This is a genomic window from Prevotella sp. KH2C16 (assembly GCF_900113305.1).
Taxonomy (GTDB): Bacteria; Bacteroidota; Bacteroidia; order Bacteroidales; family Bacteroidaceae; genus Prevotella.
The window spans coordinates 63,557-79,111 of sequence record NZ_FOOW01000003.1; the positions used below are offsets into that span (position 1 = coordinate 63,557).

At 45.9% G+C, this 15,555-nt stretch carries 12 protein-coding genes; 4 read left to right on the forward strand and 8 right to left on the reverse strand.

Features of this window, described 5'->3' with window-relative positions; all coding sequences use genetic code 11:
- The first annotated feature begins 30 nt into the window (after positions 1 to 30).
- Both BM114_RS03105 and BM114_RS03110 read left to right on the forward strand, forming a co-directional pair.
- Positions 31 to 1,656, forward strand: a complete 1,626-nt coding sequence (locus BM114_RS03105) for an MFS transporter (RefSeq protein ID WP_092110308.1) — start codon at positions 31 to 33, stop codon at positions 1,654 to 1,656.
- Between the two features lie 215 nt (positions 1,657 to 1,871).
- Complete coding sequence (locus BM114_RS03110) at positions 1,872 to 3,272, forward strand: MFS transporter (protein ID WP_255406411.1); 1,401 nt, start codon at positions 1,872 to 1,874, stop codon at positions 3,270 to 3,272.
- A gap of 69 nt (positions 3,273 to 3,341) precedes the next feature.
- Here the strand turns inward: BM114_RS03110 and BM114_RS03115 are convergent, their stop codons facing one another.
- Genes BM114_RS03115 through BM114_RS03125 form a run of 3 tightly spaced genes read right to left on the reverse strand, consistent with a single transcriptional unit; the run spans position 3,342 to position 6,993 of the window.
- Positions 3,342 to 4,898: a peptide MFS transporter gene (locus tag BM114_RS03115; RefSeq protein WP_092110314.1), complete on the reverse strand. Its 1,557-nt coding sequence runs from the start codon at positions 4,896 to 4,898 to the stop codon at positions 3,342 to 3,344.
- A gap of 16 nt (positions 4,899 to 4,914) precedes the next feature.
- A complete protein-coding gene (locus BM114_RS03120; protein WP_092110316.1) occupies positions 4,915 to 5,661 on the reverse strand; it encodes a porin family protein in 747 nt (248 codons plus the stop codon).
- Positions 5,662 to 6,993, reverse strand: coding sequence for a PBP1 and LysM peptidoglycan-binding domain-containing protein (locus BM114_RS03125; protein WP_255406414.1), 1,332 nt, complete (start codon positions 6,991 to 6,993; stop codon positions 5,662 to 5,664).
- A gap of 139 nt (positions 6,994 to 7,132) precedes the next feature.
- Here BM114_RS03125 and BM114_RS03130 point away from each other — a divergent pair, with 139 nt between their 5' ends.
- Both BM114_RS03130 and uvrA read left to right on the forward strand, forming a co-directional pair.
- Positions 7,133 to 7,840 carry a T9SS type B sorting domain-containing protein gene (locus BM114_RS03130; protein ID WP_092110320.1) on the forward strand — a complete coding sequence of 236 codons (708 nt, stop codon included), beginning with the start codon at positions 7,133 to 7,135 and terminating at the stop codon, positions 7,838 to 7,840.
- 113 nt (positions 7,841 to 7,953) lie between these two features.
- Positions 7,954 to 10,800, forward strand: a complete 2,847-nt coding sequence (uvrA, locus tag BM114_RS03135) for an excinuclease ABC subunit UvrA (protein WP_092110322.1) — start codon at positions 7,954 to 7,956, stop codon at positions 10,798 to 10,800.
- 7 nt (positions 10,801 to 10,807) lie between these two features.
- Here the strand turns inward: uvrA and BM114_RS03140 are convergent, their stop codons facing one another.
- From BM114_RS03140 to ftsY, 5 genes are read right to left on the reverse strand one after another with little or no spacing between them, the layout of a single operon-like run.
- Positions 10,808 to 11,458 (reverse strand): hypothetical protein, encoded by a 651-nt coding sequence (locus BM114_RS03140; protein ID WP_092110324.1) that lies wholly within the window; start codon positions 11,456 to 11,458, stop codon positions 10,808 to 10,810.
- Between the two features lie 45 nt (positions 11,459 to 11,503).
- On the reverse strand, positions 11,504 to 12,835 hold the full coding sequence (locus BM114_RS03145) for an HU family DNA-binding protein (RefSeq protein WP_092110326.1): 1,332 nt from the start codon (positions 12,833 to 12,835) through the stop codon (positions 11,504 to 11,506).
- Positions 12,828 to 13,121, reverse strand: a complete 294-nt coding sequence (locus BM114_RS03150; protein ID WP_092110328.1) for an HU family DNA-binding protein — start codon at positions 13,119 to 13,121, stop codon at positions 12,828 to 12,830. The genes BM114_RS03145 and BM114_RS03150 overlap by 8 nt, the downstream gene beginning before the upstream one ends.
- Positions 13,118 to 14,431 (reverse strand): 30S ribosomal protein S12 methylthiotransferase RimO, encoded by a 1,314-nt coding sequence (gene rimO / locus BM114_RS03155; protein ID WP_092110330.1) that lies wholly within the window; start codon positions 14,429 to 14,431, stop codon positions 13,118 to 13,120. Before rimO ends, BM114_RS03150 begins: the two co-directional genes overlap by 4 nt.
- 20 nt (positions 14,432 to 14,451) lie before the next feature.
- The gene (gene ftsY / locus BM114_RS03160) at positions 14,452 to 15,408 is read right to left on the reverse strand and encodes a signal recognition particle-docking protein FtsY (RefSeq protein WP_092110332.1); all 957 of its coding nucleotides are present in this window, start codon (positions 15,406 to 15,408) and stop codon (positions 14,452 to 14,454) included.
- Positions 15,409 to 15,555 lie beyond the last annotated feature (147 nt).

Below are 15,555 nucleotides of genomic sequence, written 5' to 3' on the forward strand. Positions count from 1 at the left end.
TATCATTTGAGAGAATAAAACATATTAAATATGACAGAACAAATTAAAAAAACACTGAGAGACTCGGCAGCCTTGCGCTGGACAGCCCTTCTCCTTCTGGCACTGGCAATGTTTTGTGCCTACATCTTTATGGATATACTGTCTCCTATCAAGGACTTGATGCTCAGTGAGCGCGGATGGAGTTCCACGGCGTTTGGCACGATGCAAGGGGCAGAGACCTTCCTGAATGTCTTCGTGTTCTTCCTGATTTTTGCGGGTATTATCCTCGATAAGATGGGCGTGCGCTTCACGGCCGTGCTTTCCGGTGTCGTGATGCTTGTGGGAGCTGTCATTAAATATTATGCCATCAGCGAGAACTTTATGGGCAGCGGGCTTGAAGCCTGGTTTACGAACAATCTTAATCATATTCCCGTATTTGAGCAGCTGGGAGTCTCGCCGTTCTACGAAGGCATGCCGGCGTCTGCCAAGCTTGCGGCCTGTGGCTTCATGATTTTCGGCTGCGGTGCAGAGATGGGAGGCATCACGGTTTCCCGAGGAATTGTCAAGTGGTTCAAGGGGCGCGAGATGGCTTTGGCCATGGGTTCAGAAATGGCCTTGGCTCGTCTCGGCGTAGCCACTTGCATGATATTTTCACCCTTCTTTGCAAAACTGGGCGGGCACATCGATGTTTCCCGTTCTGTGGCTTTCGGCGTGGTATTGCTGTGTATTGCCCTGATTATGCTCGTCGTCTACTTCTTCATGGACAAGAAACTGGACTCACAGACTGGTGAGGCAGAGGAGAAAGACGATCCGTTTAAAATCAGTGATATCGGTCAGATTCTCACCAGCAGCGGCTTCTGGCTGGTCTCCCTGCTCTGCGTGCTTTACTATTCCGCCATATTCCCCTTCCAGAAATATGCCGTGAACATGCTGCAGTGCAACCTCACATTCACGGAATTACCCGCGGATTCATTCTGGAACTCTACCTCCGTGACCATTATTCAGTATGTAATCATGCTCATTGTGGCGGTAACCGCCTTCATGTTTAATTTCATGAAGAACAAGGCGACGAAGTACAGTATACTCTGCCTCTCGGTTCTGGCTCTTGTAACTTACTGCTACATGGGCTACATGCGCCAGTCGGCAGAATCCATCTTTGCGGTATTCCCATTGCTCGCCGTGGGCATCACTCCTATTCTGGGCAACTATGTCGATCATAAGGGAAAGGCTGCGTCTATGCTCGTGCTGGGCTCACTGCTGCTGATTGCGTGCCATCTCACCTTCGCCTTTGTCCTGCCTGCGCCTGCGTTTAAGGGAAGTCAGATTGGCGGGGTAATCGTCGCCTATCTGACGATTTTGGTACTTGGTGCATCATTCTCATTGGTACCCGCTTCCTTGTGGCCAAGCGTGCCCAAGCTTGTCGACGCGAAGGTAATCGGGTCGGCCTATGCTCTCATCTTCTGGATTCAGAATATCGGCCTGTGGCTGTTCCCGCTGTTGATTGGCAAGGTCTTAGACAAGACCAACCCCGGCGTAACAGATGCCACCCAGCTCAACTACACGGCTCCCCTGATTATGCTTGCCAGCCTTGGTGTCGCCGCATTGATTATCGGACTGATTCTCAAGGCCGTAGACAAGAAGAAGAAACTTGGTCTTGAAGAGCCGAATATCAAGTAGTTCATTCACAGCATTAAGGCAGAACACGCTCTTTTAAACAGCAACACGAGGATGTGTCAAGGGTCTTTGGCAAAATTACAAGCCGCTTGTAACACGGTTACAAACCGCTTGTAATGCCATTACTCACGGCTTGTAACAGGATTACAAGCCGTGAGTAACAACATTCATAGACCTTCTGGCACATCTTTTTTATTACCATCCAGATTAACTTTTGCATGAAGACCAAGCCTAACGACTCCCCCATCAAGAGATGGGCCGTACTCATCCTCGTGGCCATCGTTATGATGATGGGGTATGTATTCTGGGATATTGTCTCGCCAATATCCACCCAGCTCAAGGCTTCCATCAGCGAAGGCGGCATGGGATGGACGGCTGCCGAATACGGATTCTATGCCGGCAGCTATTCCATCTTTAACATCTTTCTGCTGATGCTGTTCTTCGGCGGCATCATCCTTGACAGGTGTGGCATCCGACTTACCGGCCTGCTCGCAACCGGCATCATGCTCCTCGGAGCACTGATCAACTACTATGCCCTGACGAAGATTTCTCCGGAAACATACACCAATCTGTCCTTCACGCTGTTCGGATTGATTCCGGAACATATTAAGGTGCAGGTGCTCGTCTCTGCCTTGGGGTTCGGACTTTTCGGAATGGGATGCGACATAACGGGCATAACCATATCCAAGATTGTTACCAAATGGTTTACGGGCCACGAATTGGCGTCGGCAATGGGCATACAAGTGGCTTTAGCCCGCCTTGGCACTACCTCGGCCTTAAGCTTCAGCCCGCTCATTGCACAGTCGTTCGGGATTTCTGCGCCGGTCTTAGGCGGAGCACTTCTCCTGTTGTGCGGGTTTTCCCTCTTCGGTATCTATGCCTTTGTTGATAAGAAATTTGACAATTCCCTCTATGAATATGCCGAAGGCAATGAGAAAAAGGATATTACAAGAAGCGAAAGCTTCTCGTTCCGAGACTTTGTCATTGTGCTGAAGAACCCTGGTTTTTGGCTGATAGCCATTCTCTGCGTGTTTTTCTATAGTTCCATTCGCCCGTTTATGAAGTTTGCGACAGACCTGCTGATCAACAAATTCGGAGTCGCTGCTACTTCTGCAGGCTGGATTGTTGCCGCAATTCCATATAGCACAATCATCCTAACTCCTCTGTTTGGAAGCATCTATGACAAAATCGGACACGGCGCAAAGCTGATGCTCACAGGCTGTATCATCATCACGGTTTCACACTTCTGTCTGGCATTACCCGTTATCACCACAAGTTGGTTTGCGTTTGGAGTCATGATTCTCGTGGGCATAGCCTTCTCCATGGTGCCCGGCATCATGTGGCCCAGTCTACCCAAGCTCGTTCCATTAAGGCAGTTAGGGACAGCCTATAGCATCATCTACTATATCCAGAATCTTGGATTAATGCTTGTCCCAATGTGGGTGGGAAACATTATCAATGAGAATACGGATCCCGTTACAGGATATGTAGACTATCTCATGCCCATGCTGGTCTTTGCAGGGCTCGGAGTTGCGGCATGCGTTGTTGCGGCTCTCCTGTTATTTATGGACAAGAAAAAGCATTACGGGTTACAAAAGGCAAATATCAGCGTGAAATAATGCTCCTGTAAACACAACTCCCTGATATCAGATGATATCAGGGAGTCTGTTTTCTATATTGAGAGAGTCTTACTGGGTAACCCGTTCGAGCCACTTCACCATTCCAAGCATTATGCCCATTGAAATGAGGCATACTACAAGGAATACGCTCCAGCACTGCCACAACGGCATCTTGTTATACATCAACGGACCTATCCAGATAAGCAGGTTCCCGACAGCCGTTGCCCCGAGCCACAGCCCCTGGCATACGCCTTGTAAATGCTTGGGGGCCACCTTGGAGACAAAACTCAGGCCAAGCGGGGAGATGAAGAGCTCCGCAACGGTAAGGAAGAAATAGGTAACAATAAGAACCCACGGTCCTGCTTTGAGAGCCTCCTTAGCCGTAACATCCATGGCCTTGAACTCCTCGCCAGAGGGATAGCCGCTGACAGAAGAGTAAATTGCCAGGAACAGATAAGCCAGACCTGCAATAAACATGCCATAGGCAATCTTTCTCGGTGTGGAAATAGCATGCCCTGCCGCCGTCAGTTTAGAGAAAATCCACATGATGATAGGCGTAAGCACTATTACAAAGAATGGATTCACGGCCTGCCATATTTCAGGAGCAATGGAGTCTGTCTTCACAAAATCACGGGCAAAAACAGAAAGAGACTGACCGTTCTGGTGGAATGAGAACCAGAAGAAGATGGCAATGCCAAGCACGGCAAACAAAGCATACATACGCTGCTTGATTTCCTTTGCCATGGCTACTCTCTCTTCAGGGGTATAATTGACTGCTTCAGCCGCAGACTTCTTTGTAGGCGTCGGGAATATTTTCTTATAGCTTATAAAGATCGCAAGCGAGATAAGCATAGCTACTACAGAAGCAATGAACGAATAGTGGACGCCCGTATTGAAGGCCTCCAGATAACTGGTACAAGCATTAGCCATATCACCCACATTACCGCCGACATCAGTCATCAGCTTCGTCAGGTTGGCCGCCTCCTCGCCGCTCATGACCTTTCCTTCAATAAACTTATGGCACAAGGCAGGAAGCTCTGCATTATAAAGCAGGCCCTTGGTTCCCAGCCACCACTGGCGGAGATAAGGTGCTATGAATGGAGCGACAAGACCTCCAATATTAATAAATACATAGAAAATCTGGAAACCGCTATCGCGCTTTCCCTGAACAGCCTTCAAGGCTTCCGGACCTTTCTGCGCAGCCTCGGCTTCAAAGTTGTCGTACATCTGGCCGACAATTGCCTGCAGATTTCCCTTGAACAAACCATTGCCGAAAGCGATAAGCAACAATGCAAAACAGGTAAATGGCAGCAGCCAAGTGATATTGGCAGCCGTAGACATAATGGGGAAAGAAAGCAACACATAACCAGAAGCCATAACGAGAAGTCCCGCCATGATCGTGCCCTTATAATTCTGTGTGCGGTCGGCAATGATACCTCCCACAAGACTTAACACATAGATGAGTGCATAGAACACTGAGTAGATAATACCACTGGTTTCATCACTCAACCCAAACTTTGAGCAAAGAAAAAGCAGCAAGACGGCATTCATGATGTAATACCCGAAGCGCTCGCCCATATTACTGAGGGCTGCAGGAATTAATCCTTTTGGATGACTTTTAAACATAATATTATGATTTTAGTTAATGATTATTCTTCTTTGTCCTCGTGATGTCAAACAGATAAGTCAACTTGACGAGTATGTTCCCGAAATTTGAACTGCCGAAATAATCCTTCTTGGTGTCTCCATAAATGTTTCCCAATCCATAGTAGTAGCGTGCCTCAAGAAGAATGTGGCCAGCTCTGGGTATGCTGTATTCCGTACCAATACCAAGGGCTATACCGTAGTCAAATTTGTTTTCTACGGCCATGGTGTCCTGGGCTACTACCGAGGTTGCCCTATCTGCTATATTCCGTTGGGCAAGGTCGAAATTCATAGAGGTACTCTCGCTAAGATACATGCCGAACTGCGGACCCAGGTTGAGAAAGAAGTTGAATCCTCTATCCTCTTTTCCCCATGCCAGATGAGCCATCACAGGTATCTGAATATAGTTTATCGTGCGGCTATATTTCTCTGCGACTCCGGTGGCCGCATTGATTACGGGCTGGTCTTCCCGTGTCAGGATATTCTCCTTCCAACCTATAGACGCATAGTTCACTTCTGCATATACAGACGCTATAGTCTTAAAATATTTCTCGCAAACATAACGGAAAGAGAGACCACCCGTGATTCCCCCATGCATTTTCTGAGGAACTTCCGGGGTGAAACTGATATTGCTGAGCGCATATCCCCCGTTGACACCTATGGAGAAATCATTCCGATGCTCGCCGATTTGAGCGTTGACTGCCACAGGAAGCAAAAACAAAATATATAGTAATGCTCTTTTCATCTAATAAGTGAGGGATTCTATAGTTTTATTATGCTTATAATGGATAAGCTGAAAAAGCTCATTCTGCATGCCTCCGTTTCCTTGCCTTACAAAATAATACTGTGTCTGCACGGGCGTTGAGGGAGCCCTGCCCTTTTCTCCCTTAAACTCCTTGCCATATTTGTGCAGCCCCTGAAGGAAAAACTGAGCCTGGTCATATCCCGTAAGGGCAAAGCGAGGAATGGCATATTGCATTTCCACACCAAACCATTGATAAAATTTCTTTTCCAGCTGCTGCGTTTTCCATGACATCGGGTTATAATAGAAGGTGGTGGGAATATAAGTATCGAAAGCATAGAAATTATCAAGGTCATACTTTGTATACATCAGCCATTCCGTATATCCGAACATCGAGATTCCGACTTGTGGATTATTAGCCTTGAAACCATTTAATTTCTGAAATGCGATATTTAACTCAGGAGAGCGGCTGGTATTAAGCACTACGACATTAGGCTGAGTGCGAGAGAATGCCTTTGCAAACATTTCTTCAGAAGACTCAAGGTTAGTAATGCTGTATTTTATTCCTTTTTGTTCAAGTTGATTACGCAGACTGAATGTGAAAACTCCTTTTGTTGAATTCTTGTCATTGCAATCTATGAAAACAGGATGACAACTTTTAAAATGTTCCAGAAACGCCTGAATGGCATCATTATTCAGCTTGCTTCCTGTCTGATAAACCTGGAATATATTGGGGTTACGCGTAACCTCATCGCTTGCTATTGAAAATGGGATAACCATTCTAATATCATTCTGAGCACAAAAATCTCCCAATGCCTTTACCTGTGGTGTATAGAGAGGCCCAAAAATAATATCAAGATTCTTGGCCTCCGGATTCAGAAGAGTCTGGCGTATATCTGCATCAGCAGGCACATTCCATGTATGAATCTCCGCAGATATCCCCTGTGCCTTCATGTCTTCAACGGCAAGAAGAAAACCACGATAATACTCCACCATACGGCGGCCATCCCCGTCTACATCGTGTAAAGGGAGCATGATGCCCACACGAATCTCACGATTACGGACATCAGGCTTCACAGCTATAACCGGTATTGGCTTCTGGGACTCCTGCACCTGGGGCTTTGCGAATGGAATAAAGATGGTTTCGCCTTTCTTTAGGTTATAGTCTTCCTTCTTCATTTCTGGATTCGCATTCTTCAATTCATCAAGCGTAATGCCATATTTCTTGGCAATACTGTACATCGTATCTTTTTTCTTTACCTTATATAAATCTTGCCATTGATTGACCTGAGCATAAGCCATGCTACCGATGAATAGCATTACTCCCAATAACATATATTTAATATATCGCATCACCATTTCGTATAGAATTACATATATTCACTTGCAAAAATACAAAAAAATATCTAATCTCTCATCAATAATCAACATTCTTTTAGTAACTTTGCATGAATATATTGAAAGAAAAATAGAAATGAAACGAATATTGGTTTTCTGGATCAGTCTCTTCGCCATAGGAAGCATTGCCGCACAAACCCCAGGCATAGCCCCCTCAGCGACCTTTACCGATTCGGAAGGCAATGAGAGCAGCGACAACAGATTCAGCGGTTCTGCACCTGTAACGGCCCGTTTCTCGGCAAACCCATCTGAGGTAGGAGACTATACTCCCCATTATGAGTGGAGATTCTATACAGAGGGAAAGGCTGACGCCCCCTATCTTGTCCGCTATGAGGAAAACACCAGCTACACTTTCACCCTGTCGGGAGTGCACTATGTGATCTGCTATGCCACCTTCACGAAAGGAACTGACACCATATCCTTCACTCAGGAGTATTGGCAAAACACGGAACCGTTTCAAGTCTCCATTTCCGAAAGCAAGCTTGAAATGCCGAATGCCTTCTCCCCCAACGGCGACGGAATCAATGATATATACAAGGCGAAAAACGGATATCAGAGTATTATCGAATTTCATGGCTATATCTTTAACAGGTGGGGGCAGAAACTGTTTGAATGGACCGATATTAACGGCGGCTGGGATGGCAAGTATAAAGGAAAGGATGCGAAACAAGGAGTGTACTTCTGCCTGGTCAAAGCCAAGGGGGCTGACGGCCGTGAATTTCACATTAGACGAGATGTCAACCTACTCCGAGGATTCACCGAAGGAAGCACGACAAAATACTGAATTGTAAAAGGCGGCTTAAAGCCTTGCTTTTAGCCGTTAAAAGGAGAGTAAATAGCCGTTAGAAGGACGCTAAAAGACGGCCTTTTACTTTTCCAGTTAAGACAAGAGGAAAAATGGAAAGAGAAGACAAGAAGATAAATGTATGGGGAGCCCGTGTGCACAACCTTAAAAATGTAGATGTAGAAATTCCCCGCAACTCACTTACCGTGATAACCGGCCTGTCGGGTTCCGGCAAGTCCTCGCTGGCTTTTGACACAATATTCGCCGAAGGGCAGCGGCGATATATAGAGACTTTCTCGGCTTATGCCCGCAACTTCCTTGGCAATTTGGAGCGCCCGGATGTTGATAAAATCACGGGACTGAGTCCAGTCATCAGCATAGAGCAAAAGACTACGAACAAGAATCCGCGCTCCACCGTGGGGACGACCACGGAGATCTATGACTATCTGCGCCTTCTCTATGCCCGTGCCGGAACGGCATACAGTTATCTGTCGGGTGAGAAAATGGTGAAATATACCGAGGAAAAAGTCCTCGAAATGATTCTCAGCGAATATGCCGAAAAGGCAATCTATATTCTTGCACCGCTTGTCCGCCAGAGGAAAGGCCACTATCGCGAGCTCTTTGAGTCCATGCGCAGAAAGGGTTATCTCTATATCCGGGTGGATGGGGAAATCCTGGAAATCACCCGGGGGATGAAAGTTGATCGCTACAAGAACCACAATATAGAGGTTGTAATCGATAAGCTTAAAGTTCAGGGAAAGGATGACGAGCGCCTGAAGAAGAGTGTACAGATAGCCATGAAGCAAGGCGACGGGGCTCTCATGATTATGGACAAGGACTCCGGCGAAATCAGGAATTTCTCAAAACGGCTGATGGATCCCGCTACGGGAATATCCTATGGCGAGCCCGCCCCTAACATATTCTCCTTTAATTCGCCGGAAGGGGCCTGCCCGTACTGCAAGGGACTGGGCTATGTAAATGAAATAGACCTTAAGAAAGTGATTCCCAACGATGGCCTTGGCATCTACGACGGAGCCATCACGCCATTAGGAAAATACAAGAACCAGATGATTTTCTGGCAGATAGACTCCATCCTCCATAAGTATGAGTTGGACATCAAGACCCCTGTAAAGGACATTCCGAAAGACGCCATGGATGAAATCCTATATGGCTCGCTCGAGAATGTGAGAATCTCAAAAGACCTTATCAAAACCTCCAGCGACTATTTTGTTACTTTCGACGGTGTTGTAAAATATCTGCGCAATGTAATGGAAAGCGACGACTCCGCGTCAGGCCAGAAATGGGCAGAACAGTTTCTGGCCATGACAGAGTGTCCGGAATGCCATGGTAAAAGACTTAAGCGGGAGTCGCTTTCCTACAGGATATGGGATAAGAATATATCAGAAGTAGCCAATCTGGATATGAGCGACCTTAAGGACTGGCTCGACCATGTTGAGGAACACCTCGAAGTGCAGCAACGGAAAATCGCCGCGGAAATCGTGAAAGAACTTCGTTCCCGTGTCGACTTCCTCCTACAGGTCGGGCTGAATTATCTGGCACTCAACCGGCAGTCCGCCTCGCTTTCCGGAGGTGAGAGCCAGCGCATCCGCCTTGCTACCCAAATCGGAAGCCAGCTCGTGAATGTGCTTTATATACTTGACGAGCCTTCCATAGGCTTACATCAACGAGACAATGAGCGGCTGATAAATTCCCTGAAGGAACTCCGCGACATCGGCAACACCGTAATCGTTGTAGAACACGACGAAGACATGATGCGGGCGTCCGACTGGATAGTCGACATTGGCCCGAAAGCCGGCCGCAAAGGCGGGCAAGTCGTATTCCAGGGGAAGCCGGCTGACATGCTTGAGACCTCTACCATTACCGCTCAGTATCTCAATGGGGAGTTGAACATTGCTATTCCGTCGGAACGGAGAAAGGGGAACGGAAAGAGGATTGTACTTTATGGATGCAAAGGCAACAATCTCAAGAATGTCGATGTGGAGTTTCCACTTGGTAAGCTAATCGTAGTTACAGGAGTTTCCGGATCGGGAAAATCCACCTTGATCAACGAGACTCTCCAACCCATACTCTCCCATCATTTCTATCGCTCGCTCAAAAAGCCGATGCCCTATAAATCTATAGAAGGTATCGAAAATATAGATAAGGTAGTGAATGTAGACCAAACCCCGATTGGACGCACTCCCCGGTCTAATCCGGCTACCTATACAGGAGTATTCTCAGACATCCGCAGCCTATATGTGAATCTCCCGGAGGCAAAGATTCGCGGATACAAGCCCGGCCGCTTCTCGTTTAATGTAAAAGGCGGAAGATGTGAGGCCTGTGGGGGAAACGGGTACAAGACAATAGAAATGAATTTCCTGCCTGATGTGATGGTACCTTGCGAAGTCTGCCACGGCAAGCGCTATAACCGGGAAACCCTTGAGGTCAGGTTCAAGGGAAAATCCATTGCCGATGTACTTGACATGACCATCAACCAGGCGGTAGAATTCTTTGAGAATGTACCCAATATCCTTCAGAAGATAAAAACCCTGCAAGATGTTGGCTTGGGATACATCAAACTCGGACAGTCGAGTACGACTCTTTCCGGCGGAGAGAGCCAGCGGGTGAAACTGGCTACCGAACTGGCAAAAAGAGATACTGGCAAAACGCTGTATATTCTTGACGAACCGACCACAGGACTTCACTTTGAAGACATCCGCATCTTGATGGATGTCTTGCAGAAACTTGTAGACAGAGGCAATACCGTTGTCATCATAGAACACAATCTTGATGTGATAAAACTGGCAGATTATATCATTGACATGGGACCGGAAGGAGGGCGCGAAGGTGGCCGGATACTCAGCACAGGCACGCCTGAAGATGTTGCCAAAAGCAAAAAGGGATATACTCCGGAGTTTCTGAAGCGAGCCTTAAAAACAAGAGGACAGGCTCTTGTATAGGGGCATATCAAAGCAATTCAACCTTGCCGCCTATCCTTGCCTCAAAATAAGGAGGCTCATCCCGAAGGGAGATGTCTTCATAAATGAAGTCCGCAACCACCGTATCTTTCCCGTCTGGTATGATCAACCCCATTTTTCCGTTCTTTTCCGCTATAATCGGAAACAACTGGAGGTCGTCAACATATACATAGGGAGTCCGAAGAAAGTCGTAAAGGGCATGTACAAGAATGTTTCCCTCATGGTCTTTCATGCCAAATTTGCCGTTTTCTTCATATATCTCATGATACCGAATATACTTGTCTTTAATACGCCCGAGATAGTAAACCATGCGCTTCTTATCGTTAATAAGTGCTAACATATAGCTGAAGGTATCGCAATAATTGGCAATGGCTCTGGCAAGCACGATTTTAAAATCCAGTCCATCAAGCACTTTGCGATTAAGGTCTATATATAAAGCGATGGCACGCTCTTTCTCTGGCAGCGACAAGTCTTTGAGACGCTCCTCGAAGCGCTCCATGATAAGCTTTGAGCCCGACATACCTTTAATATAGCGATGGATTTGCCGGCTCATCTCCTTACATACGAATTTATCGATTTGCACTTCCTCTATCGGATCCGCAAACTCCTTGTCAAAGTTCTCCTGAGTAATCATAGGCATCCTCCATTTGCCTCAAAGGTAAGGCTTTTCCAAGAACTGACCAAATTATTTCTTCTTTATTTTCAGTTTGGGTATCTTTATTTTCTCTCCTTCTTTTAATTCCTTAGCACCACCATTCACGGCCTCGACATAGCATTCCATTCCCGGGCCAAGATAGTTTCTACTGATTGACTTCAAGGTCTGACCCCTGCGAACAGTAACTATCTGGTCGATCCCTATAATATTATAGGCACCCGTACGAACGCGCGGATCTTGATTGTATTGGGAAGTCCCCAAAGCATCTTCCTTCTCCCCAACAGGTTTTAAGGAGTTTTTTTGATTCTTTGCTGCAGTATTCTTGACTACCGCAGGCTTCTTTGCGGATGCGGTACTTGCTACAGGGGGCTGGGATACAGACTGGTGAGAGGCCTGCACTTCCTTAGACTGACTCGTTGGAGCAGCAGACTCTAACTGTTTTTTCTCCCTTTCAGCTGTCCAAGCGGAGCCATGGGGCTTTACAGAGTTCAAATGTATTTGGGTCAGCAAATGCTCTATTCGATTGTCTCGCTGCTTCAATTGATTAGATACATAGAAAGAAGCACCGATAAACAACAATAACAGGACAGCCGCCGCAATGCCAAAGATATTTGTAAGATGCTTAAACTGCGAGACCTGTTCTCTAAGCAATTCATTCGCAGATGAGAGCACTTTGTTCTCGGCATTCACCCGATCTTCAGTCCACCTTTCATAGATTTTGGATTCTGGCTCTTGTGGCTCCATTTGCTCTTCGGCATCGTTAGTATCGGCAAAATCTAATAGCGGAGTAGCCAGAGCTCTTTCTTCCATGCCCTCCCTATTCTCTTCCAAGACGGGATCTGCCGTTGGACTTACAGTAGCAGCTGGCGAAACATCTTTTTCTACTTGCCCATCAGGAGTATCATCTGGTTCTGATTCTATAATAGTGCTTTCTTTTTCTGCATTGACAGGTAAATTGTCTATCGTTATGATCTCATCGTCCACTTCATCTACAGAGTCTATTATTCCCGCATCAGCTTCATCCAAATCAGACAAGTCGACCTTATCGTCTAATACGATCGTCTCGAATGAGGCAAAAGGCCTGTTCACCAGGTCTCGCATTACTGCATCCGGGGTATAAGAAATCTTCTCGCGGCCTGCAATCTCTATTGGCTCTCCCGTATTCACATCTACACTCTTGCGGGCACTTACGCTCTGAACCTTAAATGTTCCCAGTCCCTTAATCTTCACGAGCTTCTCATAGCGGAGCCCGTCATTAAGAACCTCCAACATCAGAGAGAGAAACCGATCTGCCGCATCTTGACTCAAACTATGCCGCTGTGCAAGGACTGCAGCCAAGTCTTTTAATCCAACCTTACTCATCACTCCCCCCCTTTTGTTTCAGTTTATCCTTAATATAAGTATTCGGCTTGAAATTCAGCACTAACTTTGGGGGCACGAGCATCCGTTTGCCTGTTGAAGGATTGACAACTATCCTCTCAAGACGCTTCCTTACCTCAAATGTTCCAAATTGTGAAAATGACACAGAATTGCCTTCGTCAAAATTTCTCCCCATCTCATCGATAATCGTTGAAATCAGTTTCTGCGTATCTGCCTGCGTATAACCGCTTCTCTGAGACAAGTCGGCTATAAATTCCTTATTGTTCATACTACTTCTCCATATAAGTCGAACTCTTCCGAATCCGTTATTTTTATATTATAAAATGAACCCACACGAAGGGTGCGTGTCGCAGGAATAAGCACCTCTGGGTCGACATCAGGCGAGCAAAACTCCGTACGCCCGATATAATAGTCATCTTCCTTGCGATCGATAATCACTTTCATGATTTTGCCGACTTTAGCAGCTTCTATTTCTGAACTTATTTCCTGCTGAAGTGCCATCAATCGGTCAAGGCGTTCTTGCTTGATATATTGCGGTACATCATCCGGGTAATGCTGCTGACTGTAGGTCCCTTCTTCCTCTGAGTAAGCAAAAGCCCCCATCCGCTCAAACCGCTCATGCCTAATGAAATCCATCAATTCATTAAAGTCTTCATCTGTTTCTCCGGGAAAGCCAACCATCAAGGTCGTCCGCAGATGGATTCCTGGAACCTTCTCGCGAATTTTGGCTATCAAATCAAGCGTTTCCCGTTTGCTGACATGGCGCCGCATACGCTTAAGCATGTGGTCGCTTATATGCTGCAAAGCTATATCCAAATATTTGCAGATATTGTCATGACGAGCCATTACATCAAGTAATTCTATTGGGAACTGGTTTGGATAGGCATAGTGCAATCTAACCCATTTCACTCCTTGGATATTAGATATTTCTTCAATGAGTTCTGCTATATGAGGCTTTCCGTCAAAATCCATCCCATAATAGGTAAGTTCCTGCTCTATCACCTGGAATTCCTTTACCCCATTGGCTACCTGTTCACGGACTTCGGCCAAGATTTCTTCTTTTGGGCGGGATATATGTCTCCCTGTTATCAACGGAATTGCACAATAGGCACAATGGCGGTCGCACCCTTCGGCAATTTTCAAATAAGCATAATGGCGAGGTGTAAAGCGGGCATGTGCGGCGAACCGCTTTTTTCGGTCATCGATGAAACTGCTCTTAGCATCAGGAATATCTTCAAGGAGATCTTTAAAATTGAACTTGCCATAATACTTGTCCACTTCAGGAATTTCATTCTCAAGTTCTTCCTTATAGCGCTGCGACAAGCATCCCATCACATAAAGACGGCTTAGCTGGCCTTTTTCTTTTCGTCTAACAAATTCAAGAATCGTATTGATACTCTCTTCTTTAGCAGCCTCTATAAAGCCACAGGTGTTTATGACCGCAATCTCACCTTCTGGGTGCTGAGAGTCCGGGATACAACGGTAGCCTTTTTCTTCAAATCGCTTTGCAAGCCGCTCTGAATCGACCAGATTTTTAGAGCATCCCATTGTAATGATATCTATTTGATTCTTTCTCATTTCACTAAAAATGATTAGAACTATTTATTGCTAAAAAGAGAGTCTACAAACTCGCGACGATTAAAGAGCTGTAAATCTTCTATCTGCTCTCCGAGTCCTATATATTTCACGGGCACCTTCAACTGGTCGCTGATACCGATTACCACACCTCCTTTTGCAGTCCCGTCAAGCTTTGTAATGGCAAGTGATGTTATCTGCGTAACGGCGGAAAACTGCTTGGCCTGTTCAAATGCGTTTTGCCCAGTTGATCCGTCAAGCACCAGCATTACCTCATCAGGCGCTTCAGGAAGAACTTTTTTCATTACTTCTTTTATTTTCTTCAGCTCATTCATCAACCCGACCTTATTATGTAAGCGCCCAGCCGTATCAATGAGCACTATGTCTGCATTATTAGCCTTGGCACTTTGCAGTGTGTCAAAAGCAACAGAAGCCGGATCGGCACCCATCTGCTGTTTGATTACGGGAACCCCCGCTCGTTCTCCCCATATGGATATCTGCTCTACGGCAGCGGCACGAAAGGTATCTGCAGCACCCAAATAGACTTTTTTGCCAGCGCTCTTAAATTGATAGGCTAGCTTTCCTATGGTCGTAGTCTTTCCCACTCCATTTACCCCCACTACGAGAATCACATAGGGTTTATGATCTGTAGGAAGATCCCAGTTATCGTTATCTTCTGTATTGTTTTCTGCTAATAAAAAAGCTATTTCCTCCCGCAGTATGCTATTCAATTCACTTGTAGATACATATTTATCACGAGCGACACGCTCCTCTATGCGCTCAATAATCTTGATGGTAGTCTCTACCCCTACATCAGAAGTAATAAGAATTTCTTCTAAGTCATCCAAGACCTCGTCATCTACCTTTGACTTTCCTGCAACTGCACGGGAAATCTTATCAAAAACACTTTGCTTGGTTTTTTCCAAGCCATGGTCAAGAGTCTCCTTTTTCTTAGAATTAAATAATCCAAAAATCCCCATACCTATTTTGTTTTTGGCAAAGATATAAAAAAAAAATGAGAAAGTATCGATGAAATGGGCAAAAAACAGAAAACTATATTATTGTATGGATTTGATGGACAAACACATGGGACGACATGTTTAAATCTGCCACTGAATTTGGAAGTA

What these genes read in the sequence shown, in the direction of transcription:
- BM114_RS03105 (WP_092110308.1), top strand. Translation starts at nt 31, where the DNA reads ATGACAGAACAAATTAAAAAAACACTGAGAGACTCGGCAGCCTTGCGC.
- BM114_RS03110 (WP_255406411.1), top strand. Translation starts at nt 1,872, where the DNA reads ATGAAGACCAAGCCTAACGACTCCCCCATCAAGAGATGGGCCGTACTC.
- BM114_RS03115 (WP_092110314.1), bottom strand. Translation starts at nt 4,898, where the DNA reads ATGTTTAAAAGTCATCCAAAAGGATTAATTCCTGCAGCCCTCAGTAAT.
- BM114_RS03120 (WP_092110316.1), bottom strand. Translation starts at nt 5,661, where the DNA reads ATGAAAAGAGCATTACTATATATTTTGTTTTTGCTTCCTGTGGCAGTC.
- BM114_RS03125 (WP_255406414.1), bottom strand. Translation starts at nt 6,993, where the DNA reads ATGTTATTGGGAGTAATGCTATTCATCGGTAGCATGGCTTATGCTCAG.
- BM114_RS03130 (WP_092110320.1), top strand. Translation starts at nt 7,133, where the DNA reads ATGAAACGAATATTGGTTTTCTGGATCAGTCTCTTCGCCATAGGAAGC.
- uvrA (WP_092110322.1), top strand. Translation starts at nt 7,954, where the DNA reads ATGGAAAGAGAAGACAAGAAGATAAATGTATGGGGAGCCCGTGTGCAC.
- BM114_RS03140 (WP_092110324.1), bottom strand. Translation starts at nt 11,458, where the DNA reads ATGCCTATGATTACTCAGGAGAACTTTGACAAGGAGTTTGCGGATCCG.
- BM114_RS03145 (WP_092110326.1), bottom strand. Translation starts at nt 12,835, where the DNA reads ATGAGTAAGGTTGGATTAAAAGACTTGGCTGCAGTCCTTGCACAGCGG.
- BM114_RS03150 (WP_092110328.1), bottom strand. Translation starts at nt 13,121, where the DNA reads ATGAACAATAAGGAATTTATAGCCGACTTGTCTCAGAGAAGCGGTTAT.
- rimO (WP_092110330.1), bottom strand. Translation starts at nt 14,431, where the DNA reads ATGAGAAAGAATCAAATAGATATCATTACAATGGGATGCTCTAAAAAT.
- ftsY (WP_092110332.1), bottom strand. Translation starts at nt 15,408, where the DNA reads ATGGGGATTTTTGGATTATTTAATTCTAAGAAAAAGGAGACTCTTGAC.